Source organism: Cupriavidus sp. GW822-FHT03E04 (genome assembly GCF_058801495.1).
Genome location: NZ_JBXANI010000007.1, coordinates 227,367 through 249,319, shown reverse-complemented (window position 1 = coordinate 249,319; position 21,953 = coordinate 227,367). Strand labels below are relative to the sequence as shown.

19 protein-coding genes and 2 tRNA genes are annotated in these 21,953 nt (G+C 66.1%); 6 read left to right on the top strand and 15 right to left on the bottom strand.

Annotated elements, in window-relative coordinates:
- Position 1 precedes the first annotated feature (1 nt).
- The 4 genes from AC1RQC_RS12105 to AC1RQC_RS12090 form a co-directional block, all read right to left on the bottom strand.
- On the bottom strand, positions 2-1,183 hold the full coding sequence (locus AC1RQC_RS12105; protein ID WP_492370571.1) for an efflux RND transporter periplasmic adaptor subunit: 1,182 nt from the start codon (positions 1,181-1,183) through the stop codon (positions 2-4).
- A gap of 21 nt (positions 1,184-1,204) precedes the next feature.
- Entirely contained in the window at positions 1,205-2,455 is a 1,251-nt protein-coding gene (locus tag AC1RQC_RS12100) for a TolC family protein (protein WP_492370570.1), read from the bottom strand.
- 625 nt (positions 2,456-3,080) lie between these two features.
- Positions 3,081-3,773 carry a DUF746 domain-containing protein gene (locus AC1RQC_RS12095; RefSeq protein ID WP_492370569.1) on the bottom strand — a complete coding sequence of 231 codons (693 nt, stop codon included), beginning with the start codon at positions 3,771-3,773 and terminating at the stop codon, positions 3,081-3,083.
- A 173-nt stretch (positions 3,774-3,946) separates the two neighbouring features.
- Positions 3,947-4,552, bottom strand: coding sequence for a response regulator transcription factor (locus AC1RQC_RS12090; RefSeq protein ID WP_492370568.1), 606 nt, complete (start codon positions 4,550-4,552; stop codon positions 3,947-3,949).
- An 80-nt stretch (positions 4,553-4,632) separates the two neighbouring features.
- Between AC1RQC_RS12090 and AC1RQC_RS12085 the strand changes: the two genes are divergently transcribed.
- A complete protein-coding gene (locus AC1RQC_RS12085; RefSeq protein WP_492370567.1) occupies positions 4,633-6,270 on the top strand; it encodes a sensor histidine kinase in 1,638 nt (545 codons plus the stop codon).
- Between the two features lie 54 nt (positions 6,271-6,324).
- Here the strand turns inward: AC1RQC_RS12085 and AC1RQC_RS12080 are convergent, their stop codons facing one another.
- A complete protein-coding gene (locus AC1RQC_RS12080) occupies positions 6,325-7,665 on the bottom strand; it encodes an MFS transporter (protein WP_492808321.1) in 1,341 nt (446 codons plus the stop codon).
- A gap of 117 nt (positions 7,666-7,782) precedes the next feature.
- Between AC1RQC_RS12080 and AC1RQC_RS12075 the strand changes: the two genes are divergently transcribed.
- Together AC1RQC_RS12075 and AC1RQC_RS12070 are read left to right on the top strand one after the other, a co-directional pair.
- Positions 7,783-8,811, top strand: a complete 1,029-nt coding sequence (locus AC1RQC_RS12075) for an asparaginase (RefSeq protein WP_492883455.1) — start codon at positions 7,783-7,785, stop codon at positions 8,809-8,811.
- Positions 8,808-9,515, top strand: coding sequence for a GntR family transcriptional regulator (locus AC1RQC_RS12070; RefSeq protein ID WP_492370564.1), 708 nt, complete (start codon positions 8,808-8,810; stop codon positions 9,513-9,515). Before AC1RQC_RS12075 ends, AC1RQC_RS12070 begins: the two co-directional genes overlap by 4 nt.
- 148 nt (positions 9,516-9,663) lie before the next feature.
- Here AC1RQC_RS12070 and AC1RQC_RS12065 read toward each other — a convergent pair.
- Together AC1RQC_RS12065 and AC1RQC_RS12060 are read right to left on the bottom strand one after the other, a co-directional pair.
- A tRNA-Asp gene (locus tag AC1RQC_RS12065) sits at positions 9,664-9,740 on the bottom strand.
- Between the two features lie 78 nt (positions 9,741-9,818).
- Positions 9,819-9,894: transfer RNA gene (locus AC1RQC_RS12060), tRNA-Glu, on the bottom strand.
- A 158-nt stretch (positions 9,895-10,052) separates the two neighbouring features.
- Here AC1RQC_RS12060 and AC1RQC_RS12055 point away from each other — a divergent pair.
- Complete coding sequence (locus AC1RQC_RS12055) at positions 10,053-11,063, top strand: DMT family transporter (protein WP_492370563.1); 1,011 nt, start codon at positions 10,053-10,055, stop codon at positions 11,061-11,063.
- A gap of 12 nt (positions 11,064-11,075) precedes the next feature.
- Here AC1RQC_RS12055 and AC1RQC_RS12050 read toward each other — a convergent pair whose 3' ends face one another.
- Entirely contained in the window at positions 11,076-11,477 is a 402-nt protein-coding gene (locus AC1RQC_RS12050) for a hypothetical protein (RefSeq protein ID WP_183037134.1), read from the bottom strand.
- 161 nt (positions 11,478-11,638) lie between these two features.
- Here AC1RQC_RS12050 and AC1RQC_RS12045 point away from each other — a divergent pair, with 161 nt between their 5' ends.
- Entirely contained in the window at positions 11,639-12,166 is a 528-nt protein-coding gene (locus AC1RQC_RS12045) for a metal-dependent hydrolase (RefSeq protein ID WP_492370562.1), read from the top strand.
- Between the two features lie 176 nt (positions 12,167-12,342).
- Here the strand turns inward: AC1RQC_RS12045 and AC1RQC_RS12040 are convergent, their stop codons facing one another.
- The 4 genes from AC1RQC_RS12040 to AC1RQC_RS12025 all read right to left on the bottom strand — a co-directional run bounded on the left by AC1RQC_RS12040 (position 12,343) and on the right by AC1RQC_RS12025 (position 16,695).
- Positions 12,343-13,173, bottom strand: coding sequence for a hypothetical protein (locus AC1RQC_RS12040; RefSeq protein ID WP_492370561.1), 831 nt, complete (start codon positions 13,171-13,173; stop codon positions 12,343-12,345).
- A gap of 265 nt (positions 13,174-13,438) precedes the next feature.
- Positions 13,439-14,845 carry an MFS transporter gene (locus AC1RQC_RS12035; RefSeq protein WP_492826029.1) on the bottom strand — a complete coding sequence of 469 codons (1,407 nt, stop codon included), beginning with the start codon at positions 14,843-14,845 and terminating at the stop codon, positions 13,439-13,441.
- A 100-nt stretch (positions 14,846-14,945) separates the two neighbouring features.
- Positions 14,946-16,115, bottom strand: a complete 1,170-nt coding sequence (gene pobA, locus AC1RQC_RS12030) for a 4-hydroxybenzoate 3-monooxygenase (protein ID WP_492808316.1) — start codon at positions 16,113-16,115, stop codon at positions 14,946-14,948.
- Positions 16,116-16,404: 289 nt separating this feature from the next.
- Positions 16,405-16,695: a hypothetical protein gene (locus tag AC1RQC_RS12025; protein WP_492370558.1), complete on the bottom strand. Its 291-nt coding sequence runs from the start codon at positions 16,693-16,695 to the stop codon at positions 16,405-16,407.
- 616 nt (positions 16,696-17,311) lie between these two features.
- On the opposite strand from AC1RQC_RS12025, the gene AC1RQC_RS12020 reads away from it, so the two are divergent.
- Positions 17,312-19,045: a M14 family metallopeptidase gene (locus AC1RQC_RS12020; protein WP_492370557.1), complete on the top strand. Its 1,734-nt coding sequence runs from the start codon at positions 17,312-17,314 to the stop codon at positions 19,043-19,045.
- 19 nt (positions 19,046-19,064) lie between these two features.
- Here AC1RQC_RS12020 and AC1RQC_RS12015 read toward each other — a convergent pair whose 3' ends face one another.
- The 3 genes from AC1RQC_RS12015 to AC1RQC_RS12005 all read right to left on the bottom strand — a co-directional run bounded on the left by AC1RQC_RS12015 (position 19,065) and on the right by AC1RQC_RS12005 (position 21,722).
- Positions 19,065-19,265, bottom strand: a complete 201-nt coding sequence (locus tag AC1RQC_RS12015; RefSeq protein WP_492370556.1) for a hypothetical protein — start codon at positions 19,263-19,265, stop codon at positions 19,065-19,067.
- Between the two features lie 195 nt (positions 19,266-19,460).
- The gene (gene cysK, locus AC1RQC_RS12010) at positions 19,461-20,378 is read right to left on the bottom strand and encodes a cysteine synthase A (RefSeq protein WP_441636112.1); all 918 of its coding nucleotides are present in this window, start codon (positions 20,376-20,378) and stop codon (positions 19,461-19,463) included.
- Between the two features lie 126 nt (positions 20,379-20,504).
- Entirely contained in the window at positions 20,505-21,722 is a 1,218-nt protein-coding gene (locus tag AC1RQC_RS12005) for a GGDEF domain-containing protein (protein WP_492370555.1), read from the bottom strand.
- Between the last annotated feature and the right edge of the window lie 231 nt (positions 21,723-21,953).

Here is a 21,953-nt window from a genome sequence, read left to right as displayed (position 1 = left end):
CTCAGGCCTCCTGCTTGAGCAGCATTTCGTTGAGCAGCATGCCGCCCTGCGTCACCACCCGCACCGACGCGCCGGCCGGCACGCCTTCGGTGACCTGGAAGGTACCGTCGCTGCGCGGCGTGCCCTGCACGGTCACGCGCTCGATGTGCTTGTCGTCCGGCTGCGTCATCAGGTAGAGCTTGCCCTGGTCCTTGACGATGGCCGATTGCGGCACCACCAGCGCCTGCGCGCTGCCGGTGACGATGCGCGCGGTGGCGTACATCTCCGGCTTGAGCGTGCCATCCGGGTTGGGCACATCGCAGCGTACCTGCAGGGTGTGCGTATCGGCGTCGACATTGGGCGCGATAAAGCTGACGCGCCCGCGGTAGTGCCGGCCCGGGTAGGCCGGGGTCTCGATCTCGATGACCTGGCCCAGGCGCACGTTCTTGATGTCGTTCTCGTACAGGTTGCCGGTGAACCAGATCGAGCGGGTGTCGATGATGCTCATCAGCGAGTCGCCGACATTGAGGTAGGAGCCGGGGTCCATGTCGCGCTTGACGATGGTGCCGCCGATCGGCGCGCGGATGGTCAGCGTGTCGGAGGCCACGCCGCGCTCGCGGATGCGGGCGATGTCCTCGGTGGTCGCGCCCAGCACGCGCAGCTTGTTCTCGGACGATTGCATGGTCAGGCGGGCATCGTCCACCAGTTCCTTCAGGTCGCTGTTGTTGAGCGTCTTGAAGGCGTTATGCGAGAGCAGGAATTCGTTCTGCGCGGAGATGTACTCGGGCGAGTACAGCTCGGCCAGCGGCTGCCCGGCATGCACCACGGCCCCCTCGAACACCAGGATGCGCTCGACGCGGCCGGCCACACGGGCCGAGGCCAGCTTGGCCTGCTGCACGTTGTAGGCCAGCTTGCCGGGCGTGGGCGTGTCGACCGTCACGGCTTGCGTGCTGAACACCGCGGACTTGACCGCGTTCGGGTCGAAGCCGCCTTCGGGCAGCGTCAGCAGCGACGGCACGTTGCGCGGTTTCGCCGCCTCGGGCTTGGCGTAGGGCGCGGCCATGCCGGCCTTGCCGGCTTGCTCCGCCTGTTGTGCCTGTTGTGCCTGTTCAGGCTGTTGGGACTGGGCCCAGTATTTCCCGCCCCAGATACCGCCGGCCAGGACCACCACAAAGCCAGCGCCGATCATCAGATTCTTGTTCATAGGTTCAAGGCCTTGCGGCCATCAGAATTTGTCCCGGCCCACCGCGGCGGCGAGCGTGTAGTAAGCCTGGCGCGCCTCGGACTCGGCCTGCGTCACCGCCAGTTCCGCGTTCTTGAGCGCGGAGCTGGCGGTCAGCAGGTCGGTGAAGTCGGCATTGTTGTTGGCGTAGTTGGTGAAGGCCATCTTGTAGGCGGTCATGGCCTCCGGCAGTTGCCGCTGGCGCAGGAACTCGGCCTGGTTCACCGACTGGCGCAGGTTGTTGTGCGCGGTATCCACCGCCAGCAGCGTCTGCTGGCGCACCGACTGGTCATTGGCATCGGACGCCACCTTGTTGGCCACGGCTTCATCCACGCCGTACTTCTCCTTGGTGAAGAAGAACAGCGGGATGATCACGTCGAACTCGATGCCGTAGCTGGCCGGCTTGAAGCCCAGGGGCGGGTTGCTACCGTTGAAGGTGCCGATGATCTGGAAGTCCGGCAGGTAGGCCTTGCGGGCCAGGCGCACGCCCTTCTCGGCCGCTTCCACCAGGAAGCGCGATGTCCGCACATTAGGATGATCGCGCAGCGCCATGTCCTCCAGCTCGGGCAACGGCGTGGGCGGCAGGCGCGCCGCGCTGGCGTCCGGGCGCAGCTCCAGCGGGAACTCGGGATTCTTGCCGATCAGCGTGTTGATGGTCTTGAGCGCGTTGTCATGCTGGCGCTCCAGGCCAAACATATCGTTCTGCGCGCTGCTCTGCGCCACCTGGGCGTTGAGGTAGTCCACATAGCCCGCCGCGTTGTTGGCGTAGCGGATGCGCGCGACCTGCTTGACCTGCTCCAGCCGCTTGAGGTTCAGGCGCAGCACATCGAGCTGCGCCTTCTGCGCCAGCGCCTGGAAGTAGGTCGTGCTCAATTGCGCGTAGAGCTGCAGGTACAGCGCGTCGCGCTGCGCGTCGATCGATTCGGCTTGCGTGTTGGCGATATCGGCGGCCAGCGCCTTCTTGCCCGGAAACGGGATCGACTGCGTGAGCGTATAGCTGAAGCTCTCGGCGCGCGCCAGCGCCAGCGGGCTGTTCTTGGGCAGGTTGCCCCAGATAAAGCCCACCTGCGGGTTGTTTGGCGCGGCGATCTGCGGCACGGTGGCCTTGGCCGCCATATAGAGCGAGCGCGCCTGGATCAGTTGCGGGTTGTTGGCGCGCAGCTCCTCCGACAGCTCCCACAATGAGAACCCGGGGCCAACGAGGCCCTTTGTCTTTTCTTCGGCACTGAGCGTGGCCGCTGGCGTGGCGCTCACCCCGGCGCCGCGCGGCGCTGCCTGATCCCACCCGCTGGCTGGCGCTTTGCCGGCAGCAGGCGCTTTCTGCACAGGCGGAACAAGCGGGACCGGATCGGTATCTCCGCTTAGTTGAACACCCCATGCGACCCGAGCCGAAAAGACCAGGATGACGGCTGCTCCAACTTTTCTGTTAGTTGGTTTTTTAATCATAAACACTCCCATCGCTACTTGTAACAGTTATGACAGGGCAAGCTTTCAATTGCCCTTCCAGAACATTGCAAATGGCTTTCGGAAATTTAGGGGATTACCCGCATGGGGAATTGAAAATTGGAATCCAGCATCGACTATTCCGCAGAGCGATAGCAGAATCGCTATTGAAACCCTTAGGATTGCCATGTCACGCCGCAAGCCGGTTGGCACGCGCTGTCCCATGAAATGGGGGAAATGCAGGAAGTGGCCAGGACTATCTATTCCGCGGGACGCTCTGTATCCGGCGTGCGAAAGAAATAGGTTGCCGTATTTAAAGGCAATAGGATATTTACATCGAAATCAATATGGATTGATCGATGGTATTGCTGATTAAATCAGGTCTAGGGCCGTGAAAAAAAGGATCCTGCCTTTCCTTTATCTGGTTTATTCCATGCTAGTGCGTCGTCCGTTCGCATAGCGGGCACACCCGGATCAACAGGGGCGCGTTTTCCATTTCGGCGAGCGCATCGCTATCGTCGGAGGCGACGGTGCACTTGCACTCGCGCGCCGCGCTTGCGGGCTCGCCGCGGGAGTTCGCCGGCAGTACCGCGTAACGAACGCCGAGCTGCATGCGCCGCTCCCAATCGCCTTGCGGATCCAGCGTCAGCAGCCACAAGCGGGTCTGGATCGACCAATGCCTGACGGTTTCGCTTTTGATCCCCAGGCGGCGTGCCGCTTCGGCGACCGATACTTGCTGGGAGGCCAGGTTGAAGAAGGCTTCCGCCTTGTCCTCCAGCCTGAGCCGCGCCATGGGCGTGCCGGTCAGCCGGCTGAAGCGCTGGCGGCAGCCGGCGCAATGAAAGAGCGGCAGGCTACTGCCATCGGTACCGTCATAGGTCGACTTGCGGGCCCGGCAACGCGGGCATTGCGGCGGCCGGTGGCTGGCGCTGTGCAACTTGCGCCATGCGGACAGCAGGAAGGCGGTCAGGTCGGCATCGGAGACGTCCGCCGCCCCGCTCGCACGCACATGGATCAGCGTCGTGGCACGGCGCAGGTCATCCGCATGGAGATGCACGTTCGCGCTCGCGCGGCTGGCGGTGGGATCGACCTCGGCTCGCGTGGGTCGTTGCTGCTGAAATCTGCTCATATCGTCGGCGCGGGTGGATCCGGCCATGACGCCGTGGACCCCGGGGCTGGCGCCCTGGTCGTAAAATCCCGCTAACCCGTGCTCCGGGAGCGATGAAATTGCGCCGATTCTATGTGGATTGGCCGCCGCCGAGTACTGTGATTGATCACAGTAAGCCGGGCGGCGCCGCGCCGCTAGGGCTTGATGATGCCGGCGGACGCGGCCTTGACGACCGCTTCGATGCGGGTGGCCACGCCGAGTTTCTGGCGTGCGTTGTCAATGTGGAAGTCGACCGTGCGCTTGGACAGGCCCAGGATGGTGGCGATCTCGCCCGAGGTCTTGCCCCGTGCCGACCAAACCAGTGCTTCCACCTCGCGCTCGCTGAGCTGCACGGCTGGCAGGCCCGGCCGCGTGCGCGCAATCCGCGCAAGGCGAGCCTCGACAATGCTGGACAATATGTCGAAATCGACCGGCTTGGTCACGTAGTCGTCGGCCCCGAGCCTGCGCCCCCTGAGCTCCGCCTCGCGCTGCGCCAGTGCCGTGAGGAACACGAAGGGCATGTCGGCAAAGCGCGGCGCCAGCGAAGTGATCTTCTCCAGCAGTTCGAAGCCGGTCATCACTGGCATACTCACGTCGCAAAGGACGAGGTCCGGCGTGTCGCGCAGAATGGCGGCAAAACCTTGCTGGCCGTCGTGCGCGATGCTCACGGCAAAGCCCCGCTCGATCAACTCTTCGGCGATCAGTGCGGCCGTTTCGGCATCGTCCTCGATGCAGAGGATTTTCCGGCGGGCATCGGTCATGCTGGTCCTTGGTGGCGGCGGCGAGCCGCGTCTTGCGGCCCGCCAACGTACAGCGTAGCGAAATTCTGGATAAAAGTCTTATGAATCACTCGATTCGTCCGGCGCCCGCCAGCCGGCGAGTGCGTCGCGGCCTGGGGCGGCGCCTGGTCGGGCTGCCCGATTCAGTGCCCATGCTCAGGCCGATTCGTGTCCGGCTGTCGCTTGTGTTCGTGCTGTTCCTGCTGCTGGTGGTGGGCGTGGGCCTGTTTGGCATCAACCGGCTCAGCAACTTTCACAGCGTGTCGGCGCAGATCAGCGGCCGCTGGCTGCTGAGCAACCGTATCCTGGGTGACCTCAACAATTATATTTCGGACTACCGCGCGTTCGAGGGCGACGCGCTGATCGCGACGACGCGCGCCGACCTGCGCGCGGCCGAGGGGCAGATCAGCCGGCTAGACGATGTGATCAAGGAGGTCGAGGCCCGCTATGGCAAGATCGAGCACGATCCCGCCGAGCTGGCGCTCTACGAGCAGTTCATGACGCAATGGTCGGCTTACCGGCAACTGGTCGATCGCGTGGTCTCGCTGGCCCACCAGAAAGACACCACACAGGCCGTGGCGCTCTATCGCGGCGAGTCGCGCAGCGCCTTCGAGCAGGCCAACGGCACGCTGGGCGTGCTGACCGAGCGCAACGTGGTTGGCGCCGCGCAGGCAACCGAGCGCGAGGCGGACGCCTATCACGAGGCCCGGCAACTGATTGCCGGCGTCATCCTGGTGTCGGGCTTGCTCGTGATCGCGGCGGTGATCTATCTGGTCAGGGCGGTATCGAACCCCATTGCGGGGCTGGTCGAGCGCATGCACCGCATCATGGACAACGATCCTCACGTGGAGATCCCCGGGGCCGGGCGCAAGGATGAGATCGGTGAAATCGCCCGCGCCGTGGTGCGCTTTCGCGACAATACGATCGAACTGGAGCGCAGCAAGGCGGCGTTGGCCGCCCAGACGACGATGCTGCTGGATACGCTGGAAAACGAGCGGCGCCTTGCGGTGCTCCAGCGCAATTTCGTCTCGATGGCCTCGCACGAGTTTCGCACGCCGCTCAATGTGATCGACGGCCACGCGCAGCGGCTCATGCGCATGAAGGAGGCGCCGAGCGCCGAAGTCCTCGGCGAGCGCTGCGGGCGGATCCGGGTTGCCGTGCGGCGCATGACCAACCTGATCGACCACCTGCTCGATTCCTCGCAACTGCTGGACGGCGGGCGCCTTGCCACGCTGCAAGGCGTCGACTTCTCGCTGACCCTGCTGGTGCACGAAGTCTGCGAGATGCACCGCGAGAGTTCTCCCACGGCCGTCATCGAGGAGATCATCGACCCTGGCTTGAATGAGATCTTCCATGGCGACGCCAAGCTGCTGTTCCAGGCCTTCAGCAACCTGGTTGGCAACGCGATCAAGTATTCGCCCGCAGGCACCCCGGTCACTGTGCATATTTCCGGCGGCGCCGACATGATCCGCGTGTCCGTGTCCGATCGCGGCCTGGGCATCCCGGACAAGGACCGCGAGCATATCTTCGAGCGCTTTGTGCGCGGCGGCAATGTCGCCGGCACGGCAGGCGCAGGCGTTGGCCTCTACCTGGTCAGGCTGGCGGTCGATCTGCACCAGGGCGAGGTCGTGGTCACCAGCAAGGAAGGGCAGGGGTCGAGCTTCGTGGTCAGCCTGCCGCGCGCGGCGGCATCGGGCTGAAGGCTTGGGCTGGATTTGAGACAGACGCCCGGGCCAGGGCATCGACCTCTTGGATCATTCTGCCGAGGCAACGATTCCCGCATCGCGCTCGAGGCGGGGACCCACGCCCGGACGGACCTGGAGCATGGCGAACACGCCCAGCGCCGTCGCAACCGAAGTGGCGATGAACATGGACGAATAGCCGTAGCGTGCCGACAGGATGCCGGCCAGCGTGGGCGCCAGGACCGCAGCGATGTTGGCGATGAAATGCATGATGCCGCTGAACGTGCCGACGCGCGAGGGCGCGGTATCGATCACCACCGCCCAGTAGACGGAGTTCGGCAAGGCGTTCAAGGCGTTGCCCAAAGTCATCAGGGCGATGACGGTCCACACGCTGTGCGCCTGCGACACCATCAGGAAGCACAGGGTTGTCAGCAACAGCGAGGCGGCGGCAAACCAGCTTCTTGCAATGACCAGCTTGCCCGTGCGCTTTAGCAGCCAGTCGGAGATGCGCCCGCCCAGCAATACCGTAAAGCACGCGCCAACCCAGGGAATCATCCCGATGTACCAGAGGGAGGAAAGGGTGAAGTTGAACTCGTCGTGCAGGTACTTCGGTGTCCACGTCAGCAGCATGAAGTTGACGTAGATAAAGGAGAAATAGCCGATGGAGTTGAAAACCAGCGTGCGGCTCTTGAAGAACGCCCACCAAGGCAAGGCGGCGCTTGCGCTTGCGGCGCCTTTGGGGGCTTCACCCCGTCCGGCCTGAATCTGGGCGAGTTCTGCCGCATTCACCTTCGGGTGATCCTCGGGCCGGTTGGTGTAGACGCGCGAGAATAGGGCGATCAGCACCAGGCCCAGGACGCCGAGCACCACATACATGGCCCGCCAGCTGTCGGTGAGCAGCAGCAGGCCGACCGCTACCGGCGCGGTAAGCAGCGCGCCCAGCGGCGTGCTCAGCAGGCCGATGGATACCGCGAAGCCGCGCTCGGCCGGCGATGCCCAGGCGGACATGGTCTTGTTGATGATCGAGTAGGCGGGCCCCTCCGAGAAGCCGAAGAGGATGCGCACCATGGCAAATCCGCTCAGGGCCGAGCCGCCGAACACCGCGAGGCCGATGTCGCCCGCCCAGACCATGCAGATCGCGAACAGTGACCAGGCCACGCCTGCGATCACCCAGACCCGCTTCGCGCCGAGGCGGTCTGCCAGCGCACCGCCGATCAGCGCGCCAAACATATAACCGTAGCCGAAGTAGCCCAGCACCGCGCCCCAGCCGGCGCGGTCGAAGCCGTACTCCCCGATGATCTGCCCGGCCGAATAGGCGATGGCGCCCCGGTCAATGTAGTTGACCAGCGCAATCACGACGATCAGCAAGAAGATGGTGAAGCGATACCGGGTGGGCGGCGGGTGTTGGTGCATCGTGCGTCTCCGTAACGGGTTGGGAGTTGGCTTAGGAGCCTCAGGTTGTCTTGCGGATTGTATAGTATATATAATGCATAATGCATAATGCATACCTTAACGCTACGGGAAAACCATATGTCTCGCCCATCAGTTGCCATCGCCTCGCTAGGGGGCACCATCAGCATGACGCCGTCGGATGCTGCCGGCGGGGTTGTCCCCAAGCTGGACGCCGCCCAGCTGGTCGCGGCCGTGCCGGGCCTGGGAGAACTGGCCGATATCTCCGCCGAGCCGCTCTTCCAGTTGCCGAGCGCTTCGCTGGGCCCCGAACAGTTGCTGGCCTGCCTGGCATGGGCCGAGGGCAAGGTTGCCGGCGGGGCGCGCGGCGTCGTCCTGACCCAGGGCACGGACACGATCGAGGAGACCGCCTTTTTCCTCGATCTGTATTGGCGCCACCCCGAGCCCTTGATCATTACCGGTGCGATGCGCACGCCGCTGGCCGCGGGAGCGGATGGCCCCGCCAACCTGCTGGCCGCCGTGCAGGTCGCCATGGACGACCAGAGCCGCGGGCGCGGCGTGCTGGTTGTCATGAACGACACCATTCACAGGGCGCGCTGGGTCTGCAAGTCGGATTCCCTGTCGGTCCAGACCTTCGTCTCGCCTGACGGCGGGCCCGCGGGGCGGGTGGTCGAGGGGCAGCCCGAGTACTTTCATCCGCCGGTCGACAGGCCGCTGGCAAGCCCGCCCACGCGGCGCTTTCCAAAGGTGGCGGTGGTGCCGGCGCTCCTGGGCGACGATGGCGATCTGGCCGTGGCTGCGCTTGATCTCGGCTACGAGGCAATCGTGGTTGCCGCGTTCGGCGCCGGGCACGTCTCCTTCGGCTTCGCCGAGCATGTCGCTCGCCTGTCCAAGGTGGTGCCGGTGGTGATCGCTAGCCGCACCGGGGCTGGGGCAACGGCCTCCCGAACCTATGGTTTCGTCGGCTCCGAAGTCGATCTGGCACGGCGCGGCGCCTTGCTTTCGAAGTGGCTCCATCCGTTGAAGGCGCGGCTGTTGCTAGGTGCGTTGCTGGCTGCCGGCACGCCGCGCGAGCAGATCCCGGACGCGTTTGCGAAGTGGGGTACACTGCCACGCCATTCGCCCATCCAACAGCAGCCCGTTCCTTGAAGACTTCGCCGAATCCCCCGTCCAGAGTGCAAGCCGCGCCTTCGCGCCGGCTGACTGCCTACCAGTATGCGGTGCAGACGTTGCGCGCCGACATCCTGCAAGGCCGCATGACCGCGGGCGAGCGCTTGCGCCAGGATGACCTCGCCAAGCGGCTGGAGATGAGCACTACGCCCGTTCGGGAAGCATTGCGCACGCTGATCTCCGAAGGGCTGGTGTTCTTCGACGCGCATCGTGGCGCGGTCGTGCGCGGCCTGACGCTGGATGATGTGCAGGAAATCTACCGGCTGCGCAAGGTGCTGGAGCCGATGATGGTCGAAGAGGCGGTCCGGGGCATCACGCCGGAAGATATCGCCCGGGCCGAGGCGTTCCATGCGGAGATGCTGCAGACGCAGGATGTCACGCGCTGGACCGAGCTGAACCTGGAGTTCCACGCGGCACTCTGGGCATCCCAGGAACACAGCAGGCTGGCCCACCTGGTCAAGACGCTGCGCGATTCGGCTGCGCCGTATATCTCGCTGTCGCTCTACATGAGCCCGGAACATATTGCGCAGAGCAATGCCGAGCATGCCGAAATCCTGTCCCAGTACAGGCAGCGCGATGCCGAGACCGCCAAGCGCCAGACCATCCATCACCTGGACGACACGCTGAAGATCATCGTGCGGGCGATCGATAGTTCCGATGCTGTGGACAACGGCGGGGCATAGCGCAGGCGCACCAGCGGGCGTTCGCTGCGAGCCCGCCGGGTGGTGGCAGGCAGGTGGCAGGCAGGTGGCAGGCAAAAAAATAGCCCACCTGATGGCGGGCTATATTTTTTCCTGGATATGCGGCATTCGAGCAGTATCCAGGCAATGCTGGCGGAGTGGACGGGACTCGAACCCGCGACCCCCGGCGTGACAGGCCGGTATTCTAACCAACTGAACTACCACTCCGCAGTGGCTGTGGAACCCGCTTGTTGCGGTTTCCGACGCTCGTGTTGAGGCTGCGCTTGGTGGCGTTGCTCTCGAAACTGGCGTCCCCAAGGGGATTCGAACCCCTGTACTCACCGTGAAAGGGTGATGTCCTAGGCCTCTAGACGATGGGGACTGAGACTTGCTCGCTACGTCATGTACATTTCGTGTCGCGAGGGGCGCGATTATAGCGCCCTTTTTTCGCGATGGGAAGCCCCTGTTTATTCTCCCCCGCAAATCGTCAAACGGCGCGCGCATCGCATAGCCGTATTTGCCAAGACAGGCGGCAGGGGCATGGCCACGATGCTGTCCATGCGGGATTGCCTGCGTCTCACGTTGACTCTCGCACTGACTCTCGACGCCATTGCCATGCCGACCCAATCCCATCCTGCCGGCCGCCTGATCGGCCCCACCGCCATCGGCGCCTTCGCGCTGCTGCTGTGGGCCACGCTTCCCCTGTTGACCGCCCAGGCCCGCCGCTTGCCGCCATTCGAATTGCTGGCGCTGAGCTTCGGCGTGGCATTCCTGTTGGGGCTGCCGTGGCTGGCGCTGCATCGGCGCACCGCTGCGCCATGCGAACCGCCAGGCAGCCGGGCCCGGGCATGGCTCTTCGCCTTCGGCGCCATCTTTCTCTATCACGCCCTGTATTTCTACGCGTTCGCGGTGATCCCGCCGGCCGAGGCCAGCTTGCTGGCCTATCTCTGGCCCTTGCTGATGGTGCTGTTCTGCGCGCTGGCGCCGGGTGGCGCCTTGGGCAGGCGGCAGGTCGCTGCCGCGATGCTGGGGTTCCTCGGCACCTTGCTGATCGTCAAGGGCACGCCGCAAGCCGCGCCGGCAGCCTTGCCGGCAGGCGCGCAGGCCGGCGCGGCGACGGGCTACCTGGCCGCGCTCGCATGCGCCCTGATCTGGTCGGGCTACTCGGTTGCCAACCGGCGCTACGGCGAGGTGCCAAGCACCACCATGGTCAGCGTGTGCGGGGCAGTGGCCCTGTGCGGTGTGTTGTGCCACCTTGCGCTGGAATCCACCGTGATGCCGAGCGCCGGCGAATGGCTCGCGGCGCTGCTGCTGGGCGTGGGGCCGACCGGCGTGGCCTTCGCAGCGTGGGACCACGGCACCAAGCACGGTCGCCTGGCGTTGCTGGGGGTGTTGTCATATGGCACGCCGCTGATGGCTACGCTGCTGCTGGTGTGGTTCGGCTTTGCCACGCTGACGTGGACGCTGGCAGGCGCGGCCGCACTCATCATCGGCGGCGCGGCGCTCGCGATGACTGGCCGGCGCACGTCCGCGCGCCGGCAATCGGCCTGATCGACAGGCACGTCATTGGCGCCGCCGCTCGCGCATGGGGCCGTCGGCGTCGATGCTGCCTCCCGCGCTAAGCGGCCCATCGACGTTGACCGGCCCGTTGACCAGCATGTTGCCTTCCACCACCAAGGGCCCGTGCACGGTGAGCGGGCCGTGAAACACCTTCTGCCGCCCTGCGCCAGGCGGCTGTCCATAGACCGGTGGGCGATTGGCAAACCAGGCTGCGGTCAGCGGGCCGTGCGCAAGGACGCTGCCGTCCACGGTCAGCGTGCCATGGACGGTGAGGGGGCCTTCCACCACCAGCGAGCCGCCGATGGTGAGCGGCCCGGATTCCACCGGCTGGCCATGTGCCGCCGCGGCTAGCCACAGGGATGCCGCCAGGATTGCGCGGGCCTGCCGGGCAATTTGCGATCTCATGACACCTCCCAAGGTGCGCGGCGCATTTGCCGCAAGCAGCTTCCAAGTTAGCGCGCGCGGCGGATAGGTGCAAGCCGCGCTCCGAGCCCTGTTCTTTTGCGGTGCGATCTGCCACCATTGCGCCCCTTCATTTCACGGCTCCCGATGAGCGCATCTACGTCATGGCTTCCAGCAAAGCACACCATGCCACCGGATGGGCGGCAGGCCTCGCCGCCGCCGCGGTGGTCGCCCAGTCCGGTGCCGGCGGCCCGTATCACATGGCCGCGGTGCTTGCCTTTTTTGCGGGCGCGGCCGGCGGCGGCGCGCCCGACTGGCTGGAGGTCGCCTGGTGGTCCAGATCCCGCCGGCTGTGGATCACTCACCGTACCTGGACGCACTGGGGCATCGCCTGGCTGGCGCTGCTGGTGTTTGCGCACCGCGCCCTGGGCGCGCATGCGCTGGCCGCGCCGGCATTCGGGTTTGCCTGTGGCGGGCTGATGCACTTGCTGGCCGATTGGCCCAACCCACTCGGCGTGCCCTGGATTCTCGGGCGGCATTCGCTGAACTGGTGGAAGAGCGGACGATGCGACCTGCTGGTGGTCGCGGCCTCGTGGATGGGCGCACTGGCGTTGTCACGCCACGTATGGTTCCACGGCGCGCACGGGCTGGACCTGTTCCAATACTTGCGGGCCTGGCACTTGCGGGTTTGAATGCCTGGGCGCGAGCGCCCGCACAAAAAAAGAGGCGGCCACAAGGGGCCGCCGATCGGGAATGTCGAGGGAGGCAATTCCCTCAGAGAAGGCTAACGGCGCGCCCAAGTGCCACATGAACCCCACCGACGTGGGGTGATGGCCTCGGCATATCGGGAAGTGGCCGGCGGCCAGCTTCAAGCCTCCAGGCAGGTCGCCGCCGTGCCGGGCTGGCTCGCGTCCGCGTCACGCCTTTGCCGGCGCACTGCCGCCACCAGTTCGTCATGCGCGGCGTCGAGCCATGTGGTGCGATGGCGCACAGGGTCTCGCGGGGAGAGTGCATCGACGCTGACCTCGCGCAGGAAGTACTTCACCATGCTGCCCGCGCGCGCGGGCACGGGCATCATGCCCAGCAGTTGCCGGCGCTGCAGCAGGCCGCGGTCGACGGCATGGCCCAGCGCGGCCCACGGAGTGCGCCCCAGCGCCAGGTAGAGCGCCTGGTCATCCATCTGCCTGAGCGCGCCGAGGAACAGGTTCTCGAACACCCTGCGCAGCATCGGCACCGCCATCAGCTCTTCCAGGTCGCCATCGAAAGCCAGGCCGCGCCGCGTGGTGGCATAGGGCAGCAAGGCCATCGGCTGCAGCCGCTCGAAACCATCATCCCAGAGCGATGCGGCATCGGACAGCCCGACCAGTTGCGCGATGCCGAAATGATCCAGCATGCGAATCAGGTTGGGCCGCACGAGCGGGCCGCCGAGTTCCACGCGCCGTTTGTTCTCGCGCTGGATGGTGCGCCCGGGCGCATGCCGCTGCAGCAGGCTCTCGGTCAGCTCCGCCGCTAGCTGCACGTGGGTGTGCCCGGGCGTGGTGCTCACCAATACCAGCCGAGCGCGCTCATGGCTGTGCTCGAACGGCACGTAGCACATCGCGTAGATGCCATCGCGATCCACCAGCACCGGCTTGTCGATCACGGCTGTCGCCGCTGCGCGCCGGATGCGCGCGCAGTACTCTTCCAGGTAATTCGCCAAAATGTCCCCGCCTCACCACGATTTCTCTCTGGTACAGCCGCCCTGTAGCCGGGCTTACCTTTGCTAGCATGGTAGGCGGCGGCCGGACGGCAGGCAAAGCGGGCGGTGCCGCTTCCTGCCTGTGGCAACACAGGGTGTGTGGGCCAGCGAACCAATCGCGCGGGTACACCATCCCAATGAAGGATGGACGCGACCGGGTTACCCGGGCATCGGTGGCGAACTCATGGCGAACGCTGGATCGATGGTTTGAAGGCTGGCGCGGGGATCAGTGCGCGGCATCGTGCTGGCCAACGGCATGCCGCGCCGCGGTGCGCGGCCGCGCCGAAGCGATCAGCAGCGCGGCGGTGGCGACAAAGGCGGGCAGCGAGAGCAGGCCGAAGATCTTGCCGAAGCTCCATCCCAAGCCCAGGATCTGCGCGCCCAGCAGCGCGCCGACGATGCCGCCAAAGCGTCCAATGCCCAGCATCCAGGCCACGCCGGTGGCCCGGCATTGCGTGGGATAGAAGCCGGCGGCCAGCGTGGGCATGGAGGATTGCGCGCCGTTCATGCAGGTGCCGGCGGCAAACACCAGCACGCCGAGCAGGAACACGTCCCCGGCGCCGTGGCCCACCGCATAGACCAGCGCGCCAGTCAGCGCGTAGGTGCCGGCCACGATGCGCCACGGATGGCCACGGTCCATCAGCCAGCCCACGGTCAGCGTACCGATGCCACCGCCCAGCGGGAACAGCGCGGTGATGAGCGCGGCCTTCTCGATCGGGTAGCCCGCGTCGGCGAACAGCGTCGGCAGCCAGCTCGTCAGCAGGTAGAAGATCAGCAGTCCCATGAAATATGTGGTCCACAGCAACACGGTGCCGGTGCGGAACTGGGGCATCAGGATGGTGCGCAGCGAGGAAGCGCCGGTGGGCGCGGCCTCTTGCACATGAAAGCGTTCGTCGGCGCGCAGCACACCCGGGTGGACCTTGGACAACGCGGCAGCGATGCGCGCGTCCGGGGCCTTGCGTGCCACCAGGAAACGCACGGACTCTGGCAGGAAGAGGATCAGCAGCACGGCCAGCAGCAGCGGCGCTACGCCGCCCACCAGCAGCACCGAATGCCAGCCATAGTGCGGAATCAGCCAGGCCGCGGCAAAACCCCCGGCCGAGGAGCCCAGCGTAAAACCGCAGAACATGGCGTTGACCGCCAGCGAGCGCCGCCGCGTGGGCGCGTACTCCGACATCAGCGTGACCGCGTTCGGCATGGCCGCGCCCAGGCCAAGGCCGGTCAGGAAACGCAGGACCGTGAGCGCTTCGAGCGAGGTCGAAAAAGCCGATGCCACGCTCCAGCCGCCGAAGCACAGGACCGAGCCGACCAGCACGCCCTTGCGGCCAAAGCGGTCGGCCAGCGGCCCCGCCACCAGCGCGCCGGCAGCCAGGCCGAACAAGGCCGCGCTCATCACCGGCCCGAGATGGGCGCGGCTGACGCCCCATTCCTTGGCCAGCATCGGCGCGATAAAGCCGATCGCCGCGGTGTCGAAGCCATCGGCCGCGACAATCAGGAAGCACAGGATCAGGATGATCCACTGGAAGCGCGAGAACGGCTGGCTGTCGATGAACTGCTGGACGTCGATGCCGGCGCCGGGATGGCGCGCACGGTCAGGGGAGGCGGCCGGCTGGCCGCTGGTTGGGGGCGTCATGGTGCGGGTCTCCTGCTATGCCGCTCGTTGGCGGCGAATGCACTGGTTTTCTTGGTATCTCAAGGCGTGCCGCGCGGCATCGCGCGCGTATTCGGCGTATTCAATACGGCAGGCCGACGTAGTTCTCCGCCAGCGACATCTGGGCGGCACGCGAGCCTGTGAGGTAGTCCAGTTCGGCTTGCTGGATGCGCAGCGCGAAGTCATCGGCATCGGGGAAGCGATGCAGGAGCGATGTCATCCACCACGAGAAGCGCTCTGCCTTCCAGACCCGGCGCAGGCATTTCTGCGAGTACGCGTCCAGCTCGCTGGCATCGTCGTGCAGGTAGCGCGCGATCAGGCCGTCGGCCAGGTAGAGGACATCGCTGGCGGCCAGGTTCAGGCCCTTGGCGCCGGTTGGTGGCACGATATGCGCGGCGTCGCCCGCCAGGAACAGGTTGCCGAAGCGCATCGGCTCGCACACAAAGCTGCGTAACGGCGCGATGCTCTTTTCGATGCTTGCGCCCGTCACCAGCGCCTCGGCGGCGCTGGCGTCCAGCCGGCTGCGCAGTTCGTCCCAGAAGCGTCGATCGGACCAGTCCTCGACCCGTTCGTCGGCGCTTACCTGCACGTAATAGCGGCTACGCGTGAGCGAGCGCATGCTGCACAGCGCGAAGCCGCGCTCGTGGCTGGCATAGATCAGCTCATCGGCCACCGGCGGCGTGTCGGCGAGCACGCCGAGCCAGCCGAAGGGATAGACCCGCTCGAAGATGCGCTTGGATGGCTCGGGCACGCTGCGCCGCGTGACGCCATGAAAGCCGTCGCAGCCAGCGATGAAGTCGCAACGCAACGCATGCTGCTGGCCGTCCTTGAAATACCGCACCACGGGCGAGGCTGTATCGAAATCGTGCACGCTGACGTCTTGCGCGTCGTACACCGTGACGGCATTTACGGCCGCGCGGGCGACCATCAGATCGCGCGTGACTTCAGTCTGACCGTAGACCGTGACCGAGCGGCCAATCAACGCGTGGAAGTCGATGTGGTGGCGCTCGCCGCCATAGGACAGTTCGATGCCATGGTGAACCAGGCCGTCGTGCTGCAGGCGCTGCGCCACGCCAGCGCGCTCCAGCGCATCGGCGGTCACGCTTTCAAGGATGCCGGCGCGGATACGGCCGAGGATGTAGTCGGGGCTGCGTTGCTCGATGATAACTGCATCGATGCCGGCCTTGGCGAGCAGCTGCCCGAGCAGCAAGCCGGCGGGGCCGGCGCCGATGATGGCGACTTGTGTGCGCATCGCGTGTCTCCTGGTGCGGGATGGGGATTGTTATTGCACGTAACTATTGAACGTAACAATAGCGGCGCCAGGGACGGGAGGGAATAGACGGAACGAACCATCAACAGGACAAAACGAACATCCACATCTGGCGCGGAATGTGCCGAAATGTCCTGTCGATGCTGGGGAAAACCCTAGATTATGGGTTGAATTTAGCCGGAATTGTGATATTCGCCGGTGTGCGCGGCGACGCGTCCGAGCGCGCCGGCCGCGCGCGACAGCCTTCACATTTCATACATGTCGCCGCGCTTCAACGGCCCGAGCGCTGTTCCTTGCGGCAAGCCTTGCAAATGTGTTCAAGGCCGTCCTGGCGGCGCGTGTCCCGCGCGAAGAACTCGCCGTCAGCCGGCCAGTGCTCTGCGCAGTGACGGCACAGCTTGAGCAGGCCGATATCGGACATCAGGACGTCGCCGCAGGCAACGTTCGCTCGCACGGCGCGAGCACGGCGCGTGGGGCTCGTGCGCGGTGGGGGCGTGTCTTGCATGGCGCCTGTGGTGAGGGCGCCGTGGCTCTCGCGCGGCATGGCGGCGTGATCGTACATGGTCTCTCCTTGCCTTGGAAATGGCGGAAATGGGCCAGTGATGATTGGGGTGCGCAGCCGGATCCGGCCGCGCCGCTGAAATACCCCGTTACGAAATGGCGTGTGGTTGATGGTCCGATAGCTGTCCGATAGCTCGGTGAATCGATGACGGAGCGATGAGATGCCCGCCTGCGTGCTGTTGTGGCTTACTGGGACAACATGCCCGCGCAGGCCATCAGCAGCCATCCGATGGCGGTACATCCGCCCAGCCAGCCGAGCAGCACCAACACGATGGTGGACCACTTCATCGGGGCCGCCGCGCTTGCGCGGCAGGAAGTCGGGTTGCGTGAGAAAGGGAGCGGCTCATGCGTACTTTCCTTGGAATGGCAAGACCAGGCTTGCTCAAGGGGGGCAGCTTAGCGATCCTGCGGTGTCAATGTATGTCCGGGTTGTAAGGAAATGTGCACGCGCAAATGTGCCGCGCCCCGGCATTGCCTACGAACACCTTTGCCGCCTGGACCCACTACGGGAACGCGCGAGGCCAGCGCCTGGGAAGGCGCCTTCCCGGGCAATCGGGAGCCTGCCTATAATGCCGGATCCGACACCCAGCCCACCGCGCACGGCGCCAAGGCCAGCCATGACGATCCTGCTCGATACCTCCATTTCGCACACACTGGATACCCTGGTTGAGCGCGTCGCGGCGATGCCCGGCGTACGCGTGCAAGCCTGGGTCTTCGACGACATCGCCACGCGCCGCGCGGCCGAGCAGCGGCTTGCCGCCGCTGGCGTGCAGGCGGCGATCCACAGCGCTTACAAGCCGCTGCTGCATTTCTTCCTCGAGGCGTTGGCGCTGGAACACGACGGCGGCCGCCTCGCCGCCGCGGGCGAGATCTCCGTGCGCCTGCCCGCGGCTACAACGGCGGGACAGTCGCAGCGCTTCCGGCTCGAAACCTATCCGCTCGCCGGCATGCTGCCGCAAGGCAGCCTTCGCCTGAGCGACGGAGACGACGAAGGCCACTATGTCGTCGAACTGGACGGCATCGCCCACCGTGTGTTCGTGCCGCTCGCGGAGTCTGGCGCGCCGTGCGGGTGGCTGCGTCTGTCGCGTGATGGCGCCGTGCTGGAGGACGGCCCGCTCGCCACCGAGTACGAACTGGCATTCGCCGCAGCCATGGATGCGATCCGCGGCCATGCCTGGGGCCGGCAGGGGCCCTATTTCGATGTGCTTCGCATTGCCATCGACACGGGCGGCATCGAATGCCGGCTGTCCTACCAGGACGAGTGCATCAGTACGCGCGAGGCCCTGCACGAGGACCTGTATTTCTCCGTTCTGGAGTTCTTCCAGGATCGCGCCGGCTTGCCGCGCGGCGATCGCACCTTGCAACCCGGCCAGATCGTGCCCGAGATCCGCCACGCGCAGGGTGCCACGCGGGTGCGGGTGGCATTGTTGCCGCACCCGCGCGTCGCGGCCGCGACGCCGGCCGACGCGGCTGCGGCCCCTCTGTCCCCGAGTGCGCTCGCCGCGCTCTCGCAGCCCCTGACGCCGGAGGAGGCCGCCGTCGAGATGCATGCCCTGGGCGGAAAGCGCTTCAGCGTGCTTTCCACGCAGGGGCGCGTGGTCCACGGCACCCACATCCAAGGCGCGCTGCCCGGGCTGGTGATTTCCGGTGGCCAGCATGCCAACGAAACGTCCGGCGTGGTCGGGGCGCTGCGCGCGGCACAGGCGCTCAAGCAGCGCCCGCATGCGCACTTTGCCCTGATCGCTTTGGAGAACCCGGATGGCGCAGCCTTGCATGTGCAGTTGCGCGAGGACAATCCGCGCCATATGTCGCATGCCGCGCGCTACACCGCGCTGGGCGACGACCTGGAGGCACGCACAGCGCCGCCCTTCGTGGAGAAAGCGGCCCGGCTGGAAGCCATCGAGCGCACCGGTGCCGGGTTGCACATGAGCCTGCACGGCTACCCCGCCCACGAATGGACGCGGCCGCTCACCGGCTACGTGCCGCCGGGCTTCGAGACCTGGACCATTCCCAAGGGCTTTTTCCTGATCTTGCGCCACCACGCCGGGCGCGATGGCATGGCGTTCATGCAGGCGCTGACTGCGCAACTGGCGGCTTCGCCGGATCTGGCTGCGTTCAATGCCCGCCAGCTGGCGACGTGGGGCAACCACGCCGGTGAGGTGCCGTTCCCGGTGCTAAACGGCATTCCCTGCATGATCTTCGAGGATTCCCGGTCAACGGTGCCGTTCACGCTGGTCACCGAATTCCCCGACCAGACGGTCTATGGCGATGCGTTTCGCCTGGCGCACACCACCCAGATGCGGGCGGTGCTGGCGGCGGCGGAGCTGTATTGGGCGGGTTTGCTGGGTTGACGGGGCGCGTTGCGCGCCGTTAGTGGATCGTGCGTGTCACCTTGGCGTGCGGCACCTCTGCCGCCGCCGTGCTTTCAGGCGTTGCGCCTTCGTCCTGCTCGATCATGGTGGCCGCGAGGCTGAGCGCAGCCTGCATCTCTTCGTGCGACAGGCCGGAAGATAGCGCAAGCCGCACCGCCAGGGACGCCAGTCGGGCAACTTCATAACTCGGGATGCTCATCTCAGCTCCTTGTCCTTGTGTCAATGCTTGTGTCAACGCCATGGCAAGCCCTGCCGCGCCGGGCGGCAGGGGCGCCGGCGCGCCATATCGGCATATTCGGCCGCCCGCGCATGCTCGCGCCGGCGCCTGTCAATCTCCAGTATGGTTCACGGCGAGCTTCGCCGCCTGAAGAGAATCCAGCAATGCTGCGTCGCCTCAGGCGGGCAGGAAGCCTTCCACGGTGAGATAGCGCTCGCCGGTGTCGTAGTTGAAGCCCAGCACGGTGGCGCCGGCCGGCAGGTCCGGCAGCTTCTGCGCGATCGCGGCCAGGGTGGCGCCTGACGAAATGCCCACCAGCATGCCTTCCTCGCGCGCGGCGCGGCGCGCCATTTCGCGCGCCGGCTCGGCGTCGACCTGGATCACGCCATCAAGCAGGACGGTATCCAGGTTGCGGGGAATGAAGCCAGCGCCGATGCCCTGGATCGGGTGGGGCGCGGGCGCGCCGCCGGAAATGACCGGTGAGGCGACCGGCTCGACGGCATAGACCTTCAGCGCGGGCCATTTTTGCTTGAGCACGCGGGCGCAGCCGGTGATATGGCCGCCCGTGCCCACGCCAGTGATCAGGGCATCGATGCCCTGCGGGAAGTCCGCAAGGATCTCCAGCGCGGTGGTGTTGACGTGGACCTCGATATTGGCGGGGTTCTCGAACTGCTGCGGCATCCAGGCGCCCGGCGTGGCCGCCACCAGCTCCTCGGCACGGGCGATGGCGCCCTTCATGCCCTTTTCGCGCGGGGTCAGGTCGAAGGTGGCGCCGTAGGCCAGCATCAGGCGGCGGCGTTCCACCGACATGCTGTCCGGCATCACCAGCACCAGCTTGTAGCCCTTGACCGCCGCCACCATGGCCAGGCCGATCCCGGTATTGCCCGAGGTGGGCTCGATGATGGTGCCGCCCGGCTTGAGCACGCCGGATTGCTCGGCCGCCTCGACCATCGACAGCGCGATGCGGTCCTTGATGGAGCCTCCCGGGTTGGCGCGCTCGGACTTGATCCAGACCTGATGGGTATCGCCAAAGAGCCGCTGAACACGGATATGGGGCGTATTGCCAATGGTCTGCAGGATATTGTCGGCCTTCATTTAGGATCTCCAGGAATGGTTTCGAACCGGACTAGCAAACGGGTCCGGACAAGCATGCACTGGAGGATTCTAGCGGGCGGCGCGTCGGCAATGCGATTTCGCCGTCATATTGGCGCGCGCCAGCGCCTAGTGGCAGGCCTCGGTGCGCGTGGGCAGGCAGCGCTTAGGCGCCGGCAGCGCTTCCAGCTCGGAGGCGAGCACGACCCGGCTGCGGCCACGCCGCTTGGCTTCATACAAGGCGCGGTCCGCGCTGCCAAACAGCTTGTCCCAGGTGGCGGCCCCACCGTCCTCGCGCTCGCGGATCTGCGCAACGCCGATGCTGGCGCTGGCGAACCCGCCAAGCTCGTGGGGCAACGCGATGGCGCGGATGCCACGCAGGATGCGGTTGGCCAGCAGGAGGGCATCGGCTTCAGTGGTATGCGGGCAAAGCACGCAGAACTCCTCACCGCCGTAGCGGCCCGCGAGGTCCGCGCCGCGGTGCGTTTCCTTCAGGACGCGGCCGATCTGCTGCAGGATGCGGTCGCCGGCGCGGTGGCCGCTGCTGTCGTTGATGTACTTGAAGCGGTCGATGTCGATCACCAGGCAGCTCAGCGGATGGCCGTGGCGGTTGAATTCAGCGGCCAGCACCATCGCCGCGCCATCCACGGCACCGCGGTTCAGCAGCCCCGTCAATGCATCGAGGCGTGCCTGCTTCTCCTGCTCGGCCAGCATGGCTTCCATGGTCATCAGCGTGAAGCCCGCCAGGCCAGCGAGGATCGCGACAAAAGCGGGCAGCAGCCGCAGCAGGAGCAAGGCTTCGGCACTCAGGGCTGGCACGGGGGCACCGGCTTCCAGCATCGCATACAGCCCGCAGCATTGCGCCAGCAGTTGCAGGCCGCACGCGGCAAGCACCAGCGGGCGGCTGCGGCGGGTCAGCGCAAGCGGGCGCCGCAGCAGGCAGGCCAGGGTGAAGCAGGCGGTAATGGCGGCTACCACGTAGCCGGTGACTTCGGCCAGGCGGCTGCCGCTGTCCAGAGCGCCGGCAGCCAGCACCGCAAAGATGGCAAGCACGCCGGCAGCGAGCGGCACGGGGGCCGAAGGGCGGTCGCCGGTCAGCGATATGCCGCGATGGATCAGCAACTGGGCGGCCACGCCCAGGGCGGGCGCCACCAGCAGGAACCACGCGGGCCCGCCGCGCGCGTCGATCACCAACAGGCCCGCGGCGCAGGCCAGCACCTGGCCTGCGACCCATGCGCGGCCTACGGCGCTCTGGCGCAAAGCCAGCATCAGGGCCGCGAGGATGATTTGCGTGGCGGTGAACAGGACAAGCAGTGCCATCACGGCAGTGCCCTCATCTGACTGCATGAGATCCCCATCGAGTTCGGCGCAGCATCGCTGCGCAGGAGTTTGCCTTCGAAGGTGGGTTCGCGCGTATTGCGTATCGCGTACTGCGTGGAGCCCGTGCGTGAGCCAGCTCGTGACTTGCGACATTCCCGAATGCGGCGTCCGGCCGGTGCTTGTCCGGGTCCATTCCTGCCGATGTGAAGATGTTTTTTTGTTTGAGAAAATTCTACACAGCGCCGCGCTGGAAGTGCC